Genomic DNA, 15,366 nt, shown 5'->3' on the forward strand with positions numbered 1-15,366 from the left:
CCCAGGAGCCGGAGCGGCCTCTGGGAACCCCCGCCCCCCGCGCTCGCGGCGGCTGGCCGCCGTCAGGCTCCCGGGTGGGCGGCATCGGCGGGTCCGGCGCCGGCCGGATCCGGCGGGAGCCCGCGCCGGGATCCTCCGTCAGGCGGGCTCGCGTGCGATCCTGGCCGGCCGCGGGCCGCGACCGCGCGGCGGTCAAGCGGGCCGAGATCGCGACCCTCGAACAGGGCATCCGCTTCCGTACGATCTTCCTCATCCTGATGGGCACGATCCTGGCCATCGCCGCCACCAACGTGCTGACCGGTACGGTCGGGCTGGTGCGCGAGACGAGCTCGCGCCCGCTGACCGCCGCCGAGCAGGCCCGCTACATCCAGGACGACATCGCCAGGCGCTGGCACACCTGGACCGCCGACCTGGTCTTCCCCGTCGAGCTGCAGTACATCGGCCTCGGCAGGGTCCAGCAGTACGCCCGCAGGGTCGGTCTCGCCCCCGAGGTGGCCTGCGCGGCCGGAACGGACGCGCCGGTGGGTTCGGTGCTCTCCGAGTACGGCTGCCGCACCCTGCTGCGGGCCACCTACGTCGACCAGACGTCCTCGTTCGTCTTCACCGTGGGCATCGCCGTGCTCGACGACGAGGAGCGGCGGATCGCCGCCTCCGCGCAGCTGGCCGTGGACGATCGGGTGGGGGTGCGCCCGGTGGCCTTCCCCGGCACGGCGACCGAGCTGTTCGGGGCCGCGCAACGCCAGCGCAACGCCTGGGTGGGCGTCGGCCCCTACATCGTCTTCTCCACCGCCGGATACACCGACGGCCGCACCCGGCAGTCGGTCGCCCCCGAGGAGATCCTGCACAGCGAGCTGTGGCCCGCGGCCCAGGCGGTCGCGGGGCGCATCGCCCGCGCCCTGGGCGACGAGCCCAGCGCCGTGCCCCAGTGCACCCAGGGGAACGTGTGCTGAGGCGGCGGTTCTGGGCGGCGGGGGCGCTGGTCGCGCTCTCGGTGGCGGGTCCGGTCCCGGTCGCCGCCCCGACGACGGCCGTCCCGGCACTCGCCGGGCCCGCGTCGACCACGCCGCCGGAGGTCGCACCGCCGGAGGCCACATTGCCCGAGGCCACATTGCCCGAGGCGCCGCCCGAGGTCGTGCCACCGGAGGCCACGCCGCCGCCTGGGATCGCGCCACCGGAGGCCGTGCCGTCGGAGTCGGCGCCGCCCGGGGCGGCGCCTCCCGAGGGCGCCGCGGACGTGCGCGAGGACCAGCGCTGGGTGCTGGAGATGCTCAACACCGAGGAGGCGTGGAAGGTCACCAGGGGGTCGGGCGTCATCGTGGCGCTGGTCGACAGCGGGGTGGACGACCAGGTCGCCGAGCTGCGGGGGCGGGTGATCTCCGGGCCCGACATGGGGTCGATCAGGTTCGACAGGGACACCCCGGACGCCGGGCGGCACGGCACCGCGATGGCCTCGCTCATCGCCGGGGCGGGCAGGGGCGAGGAGGGCCTTCTCGGCGTCGCGCCCGAGGCCAGGATCCTCTCGCTGCCGCTGATCGTCGAGGAGCGGCCCGAGGACGGGACCGCCCTGCCCCAGGAGGACCTGCGCTCGCGCGACGACAGCCCCCTGGCCCGCGCGATCCGTTACGCCGCCGACCACGGGGCCAAGGTCGTCAGCATGTCGCTGGGTGCCTACGGACCGCACAGGAGCGAGCGGGAGGCGGTCTCCTACGCGCTGTCCAGGGGAGTGGTGCTCGTCGCCGCCGTGGGCAACGACGGCGACTCCCAGTACGCCATGGACAACGCCACCTCCTTCTGGAACTTCCCCGCCGGATACTCCGGGGTCATCGGGGTGGGCGCGGTGGACGACCTGGGCAAGCCGGCCATGTTCAGCAGCGACAACCTGTCGGTCCTGGTCTCGGCGCCGGGCGTCGACGTGCCGGTGGTCATGCCCGGCGGGAAGTACGGATCCTCGGAGGGGACCAGCTCGGCGACCGCGCTGGTGGCCGGGGTCGCCGCCCTCATAAAGGCAAAATATCCCGATATATCGCCGCAGATGGTGTCGCAGGCCCTCACCTCCACGGCGACAGCGGGGCCCGCCACCGGCTACGACGACCACATCGGGTTCGGCGTCGTCGACGCCGCGGCGGCCCTGGCCAAGGCGGGCAGGCTGGTGTCCGGCGCGGCGGTGGTCCCGGTGCCCGACGGCAAGCGCTTCGGCGACGGCACCCTGCCCACCGAGCCCACCAGGCCCGGCCCGGAGCCCGCGCGCCTGTGGCTGTACGGCGTGGGCCTCGTGGGCGGGCTGCTGGCGTTCGCGGGGGCCGTGGCGATGCTCAACCGGCACTCCGGCAGGGAGGGACCGATGACGGCGGTCTTCGAGCCGGTCCGGCGCGGGAGATCGCGAAGGTAACCGTAATTCGACTGCAATTCGAACGCGTTTTGGACACCGTTCGGATGCGGTAGCCCGGATGTCTGGATTCACCTCCCGGAAAACCTGGAACGTTCGCTAGTCTCGCGCGTTATGGGGTACGAGTTGCGCGTGGAGCGCCCTGCGCCTCTCGCCTTCGCGGAACTCGCGACTGTGCTGGGGCAGGCGGGGTTCGAATTCAGGGGATCGCAGGAGTCGGGGGAGATCCTGGCCCGCCACAATGGCGCGGTTCATGCGATAGCGCTGTGGAACGGCCGGCTTTCCGGCACCCCCGGGTCCGACTGGCAGGTGGCCCAGCTGGCGCGGGTGTCCGCCCTGCTGGGAGCGCGCCTGGTGGGCGAGGACGGCGAGTCCTACGCCATCCGGGGCGGCCTGGTCGAGCAGCTGAACGGCTCGGCGGCCTACGAGTTCGGCAAGCTCGACGAGATCCTCTCCGCCGGACCGACCGTATGGAGCCAGTAGGCCACCCCACCCCGTACGCCGAGCGGGTCCTCGACCTGGTCGAGCGCATCCCGCCGGGAATGGTGATGTCCTACGGCGACATCGCCGAGTACCTGGGAGAGGGAGGCCCGCGCCAGGTCGGCAGGGTCATGTCCACCTGGGGCGGGGGAGTGCCCTGGTGGCGCGTCGTGCACGCCGACGGCACCCCGCCGCCCGGTCACGAGCAGCGGTGCCTGGCGAGCTGGCGCGAGGAGCGGACCCCGCTGAGGGGTGCCCGCGCCGACATGCGGGCGGCCAGGTGGGACGGGAACCCGTAGGTCGTGCGGCGGGCGTGGGGAGGCCCCACCGGACGGGCGGGACCTCGCAGGTCTTGCGGCGGTGCGAGGGAAACCCGCCGGACGGCAGGCCGTGGCTCGTGCGAAGGGGGCGGAGAAAACCCGCCGGGCGGAACGGGGAGCCGTAGATCTTGCGGTGGGAATGAGGGAGACCCGCCGGATGGGACGGGAACCCGTGGATCGTGCGGTGGGCGTGAGGAAAACCCGCCAGATCACAAATGCCTGTAAATCCCGCAAGCCCGTAAATCACGGCGTAACCGGCCCTGCCGCGGCGCACTACCATGGCCTAGGACAGCGCTCTGTCCGAAAGGCGGTGCTTTCCCCATGGCCACCGGTGCCACTCCCGCACGATCCAGCGGCGACCCCGTCGCTGATCGTCTGCGGGCTGTCCAGGATCTCTGCGACCGGGGAGAACCACTCGACTCGATCATGGCCGCGGTGCTGGCGGACGGGCTGAAACCGGCTGAGCGGCGCCGCTTCGACGCCGACGCGCTGGCCGGCCCCCTGGGATTCCGGCTGGAGGTCGCGGCCAAGCGAGGTGCCGCCAAACGCCGCGAGTTCGTCACGCTCCTGAAGCCGTACGTGACCGGTGTCGACGCGAACGTCAAGCGCGACCTCCCGGTCGCCCGCAGGATCGCCTTCCACCTGATCGAGCATCGCGGGATCGACGACCTCGCCGACGGCGACGCGCTGCAGAAGCTCGTGACCGCCGCGGCCGAGCCGTCCAAGCGCGTCCGCAAGAGCCTCCGCTGGTACGCGGACCTGCCGCTCCAGGACGAGCTGCCCGAGTCCCTGTACCGCCTGCGGGCGGCCGACCTCATCCCGATGACCCAGATCGAGGACATCTCCTGGTCGGGCGGGCGGCTGCACATCAGCGGCCACGCCTACCTGGCCGGGCTGTCCGTGCGAAGCCGCCGCTTCAACCGGGCGAGCGTGGTGCTGCGCGGCCCGCGCTGGCTGCCGCCGGTGCGGCTCCGCACCCGCAGGACCTTCCACCCCGAGGCGACCCACGGCGCGGAGGAGGCGGGCTGCAACTACGACTGGTCCGGCTTCACCGCCGAGATGAGCCCGTGGCCGCTGCGCTGGCGTTCGGCCGTACGGGCCGTGGTGCGCGGGGGCAAGCGGCTGCTGCGCCGCCGCGCGACCGTGCAGGACACCACCACCTGGCGTACCGAGATCGTGATCTGGAGCCGGGGCGCCCGCGCCGACGGTCTCCTGCGCGGTCCCTCCACCGGCCGCACCGAGCGCCCGGCCGGGCTGGACCTCGGCAAGGGCTGGTGGATCCGTCCCGTCTGGACCTCCGACCGCGCCCTGCAGATCGTGCTGCAGCCCACCCGGGCCGAGCTGGCCGGTGTGCGGCTGGACGGCGAGCGCCTGGAGGTCGAGGTCTTCCTGCCGGGCAAGGGCGTGAACAGGGGGCAGGCCCGCCTGGACGGCCACCGGATCGCCGCCGACTTCACCCCCGTCGAGGGCGGCACCACCGTCGTCGTGCCGCTCGCGACGGCGTCCCTGCTGCAGGAGCGCGACGGCGGACGGCTCTGGATCGAGCCCAAGGGCGACCCCGCGGCCTCCGTCATGATCGGGAAGGCCCAGGAGAGCCGTACGGTCGTCGGCGACCGGGAGATCACCGTGCTGCGCGACCGGCGCGACCGCGTGAGCGTCTCCGCGCACCGCATCCGCCCGGTCGTCGACGCGGCGAGCTGGGACGAGCGGGGCGTGCTCACGCTGGAGGGCTCCTACCCGGGCTCCGGCGAGGCCGCGCTGACCCTCAAGCACCGCAGCGGGCTGATCCACGCCGTCCCCCTGGAGCGCGAGGGTTCCCGCTTCACGGTCAGGGTCGCGCCCGCCGCGATGCCCCGCTTCGACGACACGGCCCCGCTGAGCAGCGGCACCTGGAGCATGGCGGTCCGCGACGCGGCCGGGCAGATCGTCCCGGTCCGCGTCGACCACGCCATCCTCGACGGGCTGGACGAGGACACGAAGATCCTCGACGGCCGCGAGTACCGCCTGATCTCCACCCGCTTCGACATCCCGGTGCTGTCCGTCGCCGAGCACCTCCCCGACGACGAGAAGGGCGCCGGCGGCCTGTTCGCCCTGCGCCGGCACTTCTACCCCGCCGAGCGGACCCGCGAGCTGAACGACGCGACCGTCTACGTCGCCTACGACGGGCGGCAGTACGAGGGCAGCGTCCGCGCGGTCTACGAGGAGCGGGTGCGGCGCGGCGACGCCGGTGAGCACATCTGGATCGTCAAGGACGGCGCGTTCGTGCCTCCGGGCCCCGAGAGGCTCGGTTTCGGCACGGGCGCGGGCCCGACCGTGGTGCGCGCGGGCAGCCGCGAGCACTACGCGGCGCTGGCCCGCTCGCGCTACATCGTGACCAACGGCTTCCTGCCGCCGTGGTTCCGCTCCCGCGAGGACCAGGTCGTCGTGCAGACCTGGCACGGCACCCCGGTCAAGCGCCTGGGCAACGACCTGCCGCACATGACCCGCGACCCCAAGCCGCCGGCCTGGCACCGGCAGGCCGTCGAGGTGCGCGGCTGGGACCTGCTGGTCTCCCAGAGCCCGTGGGCGACCCGCGTGCTGCGCAAGGCGTTCGGCTACCAGGGCGAGGTCCTGGAGAGCGGATACCCGCGCAACGACGTGCTCGTCGCCCCCGACCGCGACGAGCTGGCCGCGGCGGTGCGCGCGCGGCTCGGCATCGCCGCGGACGCCAAGGTGGTGCTCTACGCGCCGACCTACCGCGACTACGACCGCAAGAACGCCTCGATCCGCCTGGACCTGGCCGAGGCGCACCGGGTGCTCGGTCCCGGCCACGAGTTCCTGATCCGGGGTCACTCGATGCAGGCGGCGCCGAACGTGCGCGCCGGGCTCGGGCGTGACGTCACGACATATCCGGATATCACGGATCTGCTGTTGATCACGGACGTGCTGATCACGGACTACTCGTCGGTCATGTTCGACTTCGCGGCGACCGGCAGGCCGATGCTCTTCTTCACCCACGACCTGCAGCGCTACTCGTCCAAGCGGGGCGTCTACCTCGACCTGGCCGCCGAGGCCCCCGGGCCGCTGCTGTCCACCGGGGCGGAGGTCATCAAGGCCCTGCGGTCGATCGACGAGGTGGTCGCCGCCCACGCCGAGAAGTACGACCTCTTCCAGCGCACCTACGCGCCCCGCGACGACGGCAAGGCGACGGCGAGGCTCGTCGACCACGTCTTCCCGACCTGATTCGTCCCGCCTGACCGTCTCGCGAGGGTCAGGGTGATCCGACCGGCTCCGGGGGCCGTTTCCAGTCACTGGAAACGGCCCCCGAAGCCGTTTTGAGGCTCGTTCCCCGGTTCGCTCCCGGTCGTCTCGTGATCCTTGACCGGTTCCTCGGGTGGCTCGTCCCGCCTGTGAATTCTCCCTGAATACCCCTTTTTGGGGTTCCCGTGCAGGTCCGCAGGGTGCTTCGGGCTTCGGATCTTCCGGAAACCGCGCGCCGCCGGTCGTGTCCGGTGAAGAATCCGCCATGCCGTACCCGCCGACTCGGCACGATCATCGTCCGGGATCTGGTGGAATGGCGAGTTGTGAGTGGTCAGGACTGGCGGCTGATACGTCGTGAGGGTGCGGGGAGGGCTGTTGCCCCTGTGCTCGACGAGCACCAGCGGGCGGTGGTGGCCCATGGGAGCGGCCCTCTCCTCGTGCTCGCGGGGCCCGGCACCGGCAAGACCACCACGATCGTCGAGACCGTCGTCGACAGGATCGAGCGCCGGGGCGTCGACCCCGAGCGGGTGCTCGTCCTCACCTTCAGCCGCAAGGCCGCCGAGGAGCTGCGCGAGCGCATCACGGCCCGGATGCGCCGCACCACCCGCACCCCCCTCGCCCTCACCTTCCACAGCTACGCCTACGCGCTGCTGCGCCGCGAGGCCGTGCTCGCCGGAGGGCTGCCGCCGCGCCTGCTGACCGGTCCCGAGCAGCTCCTGGAGATCCGCCGCCTGCTGCACGGCGAGCTGGAGGACGGCGCCGCGCACTGGCCCGACGACATGCACGAGGCGCTCAAGACGCGCGGCTTCGCCTCCGAGCTCCGCGACTTCCTGGCCCGCGCCGCCGAGCGCGGCCTGGACGGGCCCGAGCTGCGGGAGCTGGGCCGCCGCCACGGCCGCGCCGACTGGGTGGCCGCCGGGGCGTTCGCCGACCGCTACCAGGCCAGGTTCGACCTCGACCTCGAACCGGTGCTCGACTACGCGGAGCTGATCCGCGCGGCGGGGGCCCTGCTGTCCGACCCCGAGGTGCGGACCCGCGAGCGGTCGGCGTACGACGCCGTCTTCGTCGACGAGTACCAGGACACCGACCCCGCGCAGGAGTTCCTGCTCCAGCAGCTGGCGGGGGAGGGCCGCGACCTGGTCGCGGTCGGCGACCCCGACCAGTCGATCTACGGTTTCCGCGGCGCCGACGTCCGCGGGATCATGAACTTCCCCGACCGGTTCCGCGACGCCGGAGGCGCGAAGGCCCCCGTCGTCGCGCTGCGCGTCTGCCGCCGCAGCGGTCAGGACCTGCTGAGGGCCACCCGCCGCGTCACCGCCCGCCTGCCCGCCACCCCCGGCGGCGCCGCGCACCGCGACCTGCGCGCCCTGCCGGACGCCGAGCCCGGCGACGTACGGGTGCTGGTGGCCGACGGCGCCACCCAGGAGGCGGCGATCGTGGCCGACACGCTCCGCAGGGCGCACCTGCTGGACGGCGTCCCCTGGTCGCGGATGGCCGTCCTGGTGCGGTCGGCGACGCGCCAGGTGCCGCTGCTGCGCCGCGCCCTGGTCACCGCCGGGGTGCCGGTCGTGGTCGGCGGCGGTGAGGTGCCGCTGTTCCAGGAGCCGGGCGTACGGCCGCTGATCAGGCTCATCCAGGTGGCGCTGCACCCGGAGACCCTCGACGAGGGGGTGGCGGAGGAACTGCTGACCGGGGCGCTCGGCGGCACCGACATGATCGGGGTGCGCCGCCTGCGCCGCGCCCTGCGGATCGCCGAGCACGAGGCGCTCGCCGACCCCGGCGAGCAGGAGGTGCCGGACGGTCCCGGCGAGCGCGGCGCGGACGGCGCGGACGGCGTGGACGACGTGGACGACGTGGTGGGACCCGTCGCCGAGCGCGAGAGCCCCGGCCCGCGTTCCTCGGGCGAGCTGATGGTCGCGGCGCTGAAGGACGCGCGGGAGCTGGTCAGGGTGGAGCCGCACGTGGCGCAGCCCGCCGAGCGGCTCGCCGGTCTCATCTCCGCCGCCACCGAGGCCGTACGGCAGGGCGGCACCGCCGAGGACGTGCTGTGGGCCGTCTGGCAGGCCACCGGCCTGGCCAGGAAGTGGACCGACGTCAGCCTCAGGGGCGGCGTCCGGGGCACCATGGCCGACCGCGACCTCGACGCCGTCGTGGCGCTGTTCGACCACACCGCCAGGTTCGTCGACCGGCTCCCGCACGCCGGGGTGGACGTGTTCGTCGAGGACCTGGTCGCCCAGGAGATCCCCGGCGACTCCCTCGCCGACCGGGCCCCCGACGGCGACACGGTCCACATCCTCACCGCGCACCGCTCCAAGGGCCTGGAGTGGGACGTGGTGGTCGTCGCGGGGGTCCAGGAGGGCGCCTGGCCGGACCTGCGGCTGCGCGGGTCCATCCTGAGCACCGACGACATGGTCGCCAGGGCCGAGGGCTCCGAGCACGAGAACCCGGCGGCCGTCTCCGCCGCCCTCGCCTCCCAGCTGCTGGCCGAGGAGCGCCGCCTGTTCTACGTGGCCGCCACCAGGGCCAGGAAGAGGCTCATCGTCACCGCCGTGGGCGGCGACGACACCGAGGAGCGGCCCTCCCGCTTCCTCACCGAGCTGGTCCCCGGCTCGGCCGAGGACGTGGGCGTCGACGAGCGGTCCCGCTGGCTCAGCATGTCCGCGCTCGTGGCCGACCTGCGCTCGGCGGTCGCCGACTCCACCAGGCCGGAGCCGCTGCGCAGGTCCGCCGCCGAGCACCTGGCCAGGCTCGCCGCCTCCGGGGTGCCCGGCGCCCACCCCAACGAGTGGTACGCCCTCACCCCCATCTCCGACGACCGCCCGCTCAGCTGGCCCGACGACATCGTGCGCGTCTCGCCCTCGGCGGTGGAGAGCTTCAGCAAGTGCGGCCTGCGCTGGCTGCTGGAGACCTCCGTGGGCGCGGGCGGCACCGACGTGGCCCGCGGCCTGGGCACGGTCGTGCACGCGCTCGCCGTCCTCGCCGCGGCGGGCATGCCCACCGAGGAGACCCTCGGCAAGCGCCTGGACGACGTCTGGCACGAGCTCGACTTCGGCGGCGTCTGGTACAACCGCAAGCAGCGCAGGGTCGCCGAGGAGATGATCTCCAAGTTCGTCCGCTGGCACGAGGAGAACCCCCGGGAGCTGGTCGGCCTGGAGGAGGCGTTCACGGCGATGGTCTCCGAGGGCGTGCAGATCAAGGGCCGGGTCGACCGGGTCGAGCGCGACGGCGACGGCCGGGCCGTGATCATCGACATCAAGACCGGCAAGAACGGCCCCAAGGACGCCGACCTCGAACGCCACCCCCAGCTCGGCGTCTACCAGCTCGCCGCGCTGCTGGGCGCCTTCCAGCGGCACGGCATGACCGAGCCCGGCGGCGCGGCCCTGGTCCAGGTGGGCGACGCGGCGGGCAAGAAGGCCGCCAAGGAGCAGACGCAGCCTCCGCTGGCGGACGACCCCGACCCCGGCTGGGCCCGCGACATGGTCGACACCGTCGCCATCGGCATGTCGGGGCCGTTCTTCCAGGCCAAGGTGAACGACGGCTGCCGCACCTGCGCCGTGCGGGCGAGCTGCCCGGTCAGCAAGAACGGAGATCAGGTGTGCTGAGCCGCACGACCCCGGGGGACGCTACGTGCTGAGCCCGGTCCAGCTGGCCGCCAAGCTGGGCATCCTGCCGCCGACCCCCGAGCAGGCCGCCGTGATCGAGGCCGGCCTCGAACCGATGGTCGTGATGGCCGGAGCCGGATCCGGCAAGAGCGAGACCATGGCCGGGCGCGTCGTCTGGCTGGTCGCCAACGGGCTGGTCCGCCCCGAGCAGGTGCTCGGCCTGACCTTCACCAGGAAGGCCGCCGGAGAGCTGGCCGCGCGCGTGCGCGAGCGGCTCAACGGCCTGGTCGAGACCAAGCAGGTGCCCGCCGACCTGATGGAGGGCGAGCCGACCATCTCGACGTACCACGCCTACGCGGCCCGCCTGGTCACCGACCACGCCCTGCGCGAGGCGCTGGAGCCGACCATGCGCCTGGTCTCCCCGGCCGTCTCCTGGCAGCTCGCGGGGCGGGTGGTCAGCGCGTACGACGGGCCGATGGAGCAGGTCGAGTGGAGCCCGGCGACCGTCACCCGGGCGGTGCTGGAGCTGGCCGGTGAGCTGGCCGAGCACCTGCGCACCCCGCAGGACGTGCGCGACGTCGGCGCCTGGCTCGCCCAGCGGTACGCCGAGCTGCCCGGCACGCCGATCAAGGACCAGCGCAGGCCGCTCGCCGTCCAGCGGGCCAGGGAGCAGCTGCTGCCGCTGGTCGAGGCGTACGCCCGGCTCAAGAGGGGCCGGGAGGTCGTCGACCACGGCGACCAGATGGCGCTGGCGGCCCGGATCGCCGCCAAGCACGCCGACGTCGGCGAGATCGAGCGCGGGCGGTTCGCCGTGGTCCTCCTGGACGAGTACCAGGACACCAGCCACGCCCAGCTCGTGCTGCTGCGCGCGTTGTTCGGCGGGGGCCACCCGGTGACGGCCGTGGGCGACCCCTGCCAGTCCATCTACGGCTGGCGCGGCGCCTCCTCGGGCAACCTGACCCGCTTCCCCCGCGACTTCAGGACCGCCTCAGGAGAGCTCGCCCCGATCAGCCGCCTGTCGGTCAGCTTCCGCAACGGCGACGCCGTGCTGGACGTCGCGGCCCGGCTCCAGCTGCCGCTGCGGATGGAGGCCAGGGAGGTGCCGGTCCTGGTGCCCGGCGGCAACCGGGTCGACCGCGGCCGGGTGGTGTGCGCCTTCCACGAGACCGCCGACGACGAGGCGGAGTGGATCGCCTCGGGGATCGCCAGGGTGCTGGGCGCGGAGAGCGCGCCAGACGGAATGCCCTGGGGCGAGGGCGAGCGCAAGCGCGCCAAGCAGAGCGCCTGGGGCGGCCCGCAGTGTCTCCAGCCGCACGACGTGGCGATCCTGGCGCGCAAGCGCTCGCAGTTCCCCGCGCTGCGCAGGGCGCTGGAGGCGCGCGGCATCCCGGTCGAGATCGTCGGCCTGGGCGGCCTGCTCACCGTGCCCGAGGTGGCCGACATCGTCTCCACCCTGCGCGTCATCTACGACCCGAGCGCCGGGGACGCCCTGGTGCGGCTGCTGTCGGGCCCGCGCTGGCGGATCGGCCCGGCCGACCTCAAGGAGCTGGGCGAGCGGGCCCGCGAGCTGAACCGGGAGACCCGCGAGGGCTCCTCGCCGGTGGCCGACCCGCTGGACCAGGTCGTGGCGGACATGGCCGAGGAGCGCGGCAGCCTGGTCGACGCCCTCGACGAGCTGCCCGACCGTCCCGCGTGGCAGGACCTGTTCTCCCCCCTGGCCGCGGTGAGGCTGGTGGCCATGGCCCAGGAGCTGCGCCTCCTGCGCGCCCACACCGGCCAGCCATTGCCCGACCTGATCCTGGAGATCGAGCGCAGGCTCGGCCTGGACATCGAGGTGGCGGCCAGGGGGACGGCCGTCGGCCCGTTCGCCGCCCGCGCCGACCTCGACGCCTTCCTGGACGCCGCCGCCCGGTTCGCCGGAGACTCCGAGGACCCGACGCTGGGCGCGTTCCTGGCGTTCCTGAAGGCGGCCGACGAGGAGGAGAACGGGCTGGACGCCGGGCGGGTGGGCGAGAGCAACAGCGTGAAGCTGATGACCGTGCACGCCTCCAAGGGCCTGGAGTGGCCGGTCGTCGTGGTGCCCGGCCTGTCCCAGGCGCTGTCCAAGGCCGGGACGCTCACCGTCGGCACCATGTTCCCCGCCCGCTCCACGACCAGCCCGAAGTGGACGGAGAACCCCCGCAAGCTGCCCTACCCGCTGCGCGGCGACGCCTCGGACCTGCCGGAGCTGGTCGGGCTCTCCAAGGATGAACTGGCCGACTTCGACGAGCGCTGCCGCGACCGCGACCTGCTGGAGGAGCGCCGCCTGGCGTACGTCGCCGTCACCCGCGCCCACTACCTGCTGATCGCCTCCGGCTACCGCTGGGGGACCGCGGCCAAGCCGCTGGAGCCGTCCGACTTCCTGGTGGAGATCCGCGAGACCTGCGGCCGGGTGGCCTTCTGGGCCCCGGAGGTGGAGGAGGGGGCGACCAACCCGCTCCTCGCCGAGCCCGCCGAGTCCGTCTGGCCGATCGCCCCGGAGGACGTCCGCTACGCGGCGGTCCTCGACGGCGCCACCATGGTCGAGGCGGCCCTCGCCGCGTTGGCGGGGGGCGCGGCCTCCGGTTCCGCGCCCTCGTACGAGGACGTCCCCTTCCCCGAATTCCCCGAGACTCCGAGGGGCGGGGCGCCTGCCTCCGGTGAACCCGGGGAGGCGGACGTGCCCTTCCCGGACGACGAGAGCGTGCCCTTCCCCGGCGATCCGTGGGACGAGTCCTTCCCGTCGGATCCGGAGGACGAGGACGTGCCCTTCCCCGCCGGCCCGGAGGACACGGACGCCTTTCCGGGAGTGCCCGAAGCCGTGGCCGGCGGCCCGAGGGCCGTACCCGAATCGGGGGCGATGCCCAAAACGGTGTCCGAGCCGGTGTCCGAGCCGGTGTCCGAGCCGGTGTCCGAGCCGGTGTCCGGGACCGAGCCGACAGCGGTGCCGGAAACGGGAGCGGCGCCCGAGCCCGAAGCCGACTCCGAGCCCTGGGCCGACTCCGAGCCTTGGGCCGGGTTCGAGTCCGGGGCCGGGGAAGAGGGCGCGCGGCGGACGGCACCGGTGGCCGACCTGCGGGGATGGGACCGGGAGCGGGCGAAGGCGTGGGAGCGCGACATCGAGCTCCTGCTCAGGGAGCGGGAGCTGAACCGGCGGCGCGGCAGCGGCCGGGTGGAGCTGCCGACCCACCTGACCGTCTCCTCCCTTGTCACCCTGGCCTCCGACGCCAAGGCGCTGGCCCGGCAGATCCGCCGCCCGGTGCCCAAGAAGCCCGCCCCCCTGGCCCGCAGGGGCACCTCCTTCCACCGCTGGCTGGAGGGGCGCTGGGGCCAGCAGCGGCTGATGGACGAGTTCGAGCTGCCCGGCGCGTCCGACGACTTCGAGGAGACCGACGCCCACCTCGACGAGCTGCGCGCCCGCTTCGAGGAGAGCGAGTGGGCGGGCAGGGAACCGTTCGACGTCGAGGTCCCCTTCGAAACCATGATCGCCGACCGGGTGATCCGGGGCCGGATGGACGCGGTCTTCCAGGTCTCCGACGACCGCTACGAGGTCGTCGACTGGAAGACCGGCCGCCGCCCGAACGGCAGGAAGGCCGAGGCCGCGGCCGCCGTCCAGCTCGCCGCCTACCGGCTGGCCTGGTCCCACCTGGCAGCCGTCCCCCTCGACCAGGTGAGCGCGGCCTTCCACTACGTCCTGCTCAACGAGACGGTCCGCCCCGTCAACCTCCTCGACGAGCGCGGCCTCGTCACCCTCGTCGAGTCGGTGCCGGCCCTCCGCTGACCCGGCGCACGGCTTCCGGACCGTGGATCAGCTCAGGGGCAGGGGGCGGCGCGGCACGGGCGCGGTGTGGATGAGGGACGTGGTCGTGTGACCGTACGGGGTGAACAGGTCGAGGATCGGTTCGAGTTCCGCGACCGTCCGCAGGTGCATCGTGAAGTAGAAGCAGTCGTCGCCCGTCATCCGGTAGCACTCGACGATCTGGGGGACCTCCTTGGCGATCTTGGCGATGCGCCGCAGCTCGCGGATCGCCGGGCGGATCCTGACCATCACGGTGACGGGGAAGCCCAGAGCCCGCGGGTCGACCTCGGCGCGATAGCCGGTGATCACGCCTGACTCCTCCAGCCGCCGCACCCGGTCGGCCACCGCGGGCGCCGACAGGCCGACCCGGCGGCCCAGCTCGGCGAAGCTCACCCTGGCGTCGGCCTGCAGCTCGGTGAGGATACGAAGGTCGAGGGCGTCGATTCCCTTGGGTTCGTACGCCCGCTCGGGGCTGACCCTTCGATTCGCCATTCTCCTAAATTAGGGGCTGCTCGACGATGGGACCATGCCGCTCAAAGGGCCTCGCGCCCTTCTTTCCGCGGTGCCCCCGTGGTCCTATTTCATGGGGAGTGCCGTCTTCCACTATCTCGGCCCGGCCTTCGCCGTGCTCCTGTTCGCCAGGCTCGCGCCGCTCGGGGTGGCGGGCCTGAGGATCTGGAGCGCCGCGCTCGTTCTCGCGCTCTGGCGTCGGCCCTGGCGGGTCCTCGCCCGCCTCGACACCGAGGGCCGGTACACGATCGTCGCCTGGGGCGCGGTGCTCGCGGGCATGAACGTGTGTTTCTACCTGGCGATAGCCCGCCTTCCGCTCGGTACCGTCGCCGCCATCGAGTTCCTGCCCGTCATCGCGCTGGCCGCGCTCGGCGCCCGTACGATCCGCAACCTCGCGGCGCTCGTGGCGGCCGTCGGCGGTGTCTACGTGCTGGCCGACGTCCGGCTGGCCGGGGAACCGCTGGGTTTCGTGTTCGCCTTCGCCAACGCGGCGCTGTTCGCCGCGTACATCGTGCTGGCCCACCGCACGGCCAGGTCCCCGCGTGGCGCGGGCGGCATCGACGGGCTCGCCGCCGCCATGCTCCTCGCCTCGGTGTTCGTCACGCCGGTGGCCCTGTGGCAGGCCGCCCCCGCGCTGACCGACCCGGTCGCGCTCGCCGCCGGGATCGGGGTCGGGATCTGCTCGTCGGTGATCCCGTACGTCTTCGACCAGCTCGCCATGGCCCGCATGGCCCGTTCCACGTACGCGCTGCTGGTGGCGCTGCTTCCCGCCACGGCCACGGTGATCGGCGTCGTGGTGCTCGGGCAGTTCCCCACGCCCGTCGAACTCGCCGGGGTCGCGCTCGTCGTGCTGGCGGTCGTCCTCCACCGCGAGCTCCGAACCGGCTCCCCCGAAGAGGCCGACACGCCCGAGGAAGCCGGTTCGCCCGGGAAGGCCGGTTCACCGACAGCACCGTCCGCAACGACGCAGATCACCTGAGCTGTGGAGAAACCGGTGCAACTCCTGATCGG

9 protein-coding genes are annotated in these 15,366 nt (G+C 73.4%); 8 read left to right on the top strand and 1 reads right to left on the bottom strand.

Translation table 11 applies throughout. The features are described 5' to 3' along the window. Positions 1-152 precede the first annotated feature (152 nt). From AC5L38_RS19665 to AC5L38_RS19695, 7 genes are all read left to right on the top strand, one after another. A complete protein-coding gene (locus AC5L38_RS19665; RefSeq protein ID WP_495244249.1) occupies positions 153-950 on the top strand; it encodes a hypothetical protein in 798 nt (265 codons plus the stop codon). Next, positions 944-2,389 carry a S8 family peptidase gene (locus tag AC5L38_RS19670; protein ID WP_495244250.1) on the top strand — a complete coding sequence of 482 codons (1,446 nt, stop codon included), beginning with the start codon at positions 944-946 and terminating at the stop codon, positions 2,387-2,389. The genes AC5L38_RS19665 and AC5L38_RS19670 overlap by 7 nt, the downstream gene beginning before the upstream one ends. A gap of 111 nt (positions 2,390-2,500) precedes the next feature. Further along, positions 2,501-2,869: a hypothetical protein gene (locus tag AC5L38_RS19675; RefSeq protein ID WP_495244251.1), complete on the top strand. Its 369-nt coding sequence runs from the start codon at positions 2,501-2,503 to the stop codon at positions 2,867-2,869. After that, positions 2,857-3,165, top strand: coding sequence for an MGMT family protein (locus AC5L38_RS19680; RefSeq protein WP_495244252.1), 309 nt, complete (start codon positions 2,857-2,859; stop codon positions 3,163-3,165). Before AC5L38_RS19675 ends, AC5L38_RS19680 begins: the two co-directional genes overlap by 13 nt. A gap of 342 nt (positions 3,166-3,507) precedes the next feature. Further along, positions 3,508-6,408: a CDP-glycerol glycerophosphotransferase family protein gene (locus AC5L38_RS19685; protein ID WP_495244253.1), complete on the top strand. Its 2,901-nt coding sequence runs from the start codon at positions 3,508-3,510 to the stop codon at positions 6,406-6,408. A gap of 401 nt (positions 6,409-6,809) precedes the next feature. Beyond that, complete coding sequence (locus AC5L38_RS19690; RefSeq protein WP_495244254.1) at positions 6,810-10,028, top strand: ATP-dependent helicase; 3,219 nt, start codon at positions 6,810-6,812, stop codon at positions 10,026-10,028. A 25-nt stretch (positions 10,029-10,053) separates the two neighbouring features. Next, a complete protein-coding gene (locus tag AC5L38_RS19695; protein WP_495244255.1) occupies positions 10,054-13,827 on the top strand; it encodes a UvrD-helicase domain-containing protein in 3,774 nt (1,257 codons plus the stop codon). Positions 13,828-13,854: 27 nt separating this feature from the next. Here the strand turns inward: AC5L38_RS19695 and AC5L38_RS19700 are convergent, their stop codons facing one another. Then, on the bottom strand, positions 13,855-14,337 hold the full coding sequence (locus AC5L38_RS19700; RefSeq protein WP_495244256.1) for an Lrp/AsnC family transcriptional regulator: 483 nt from the start codon (positions 14,335-14,337) through the stop codon (positions 13,855-13,857). A 91-nt stretch (positions 14,338-14,428) separates the two neighbouring features. Here AC5L38_RS19700 and AC5L38_RS19705 point away from each other — a divergent pair, with 91 nt between their 5' ends. After that, a complete protein-coding gene (locus AC5L38_RS19705; protein WP_495244257.1) occupies positions 14,429-15,334 on the top strand; it encodes an EamA family transporter in 906 nt (301 codons plus the stop codon). Positions 15,335-15,366 lie beyond the last annotated feature (32 nt).

This window comes from Streptosporangium nanhuense (genome assembly GCF_059358815.1).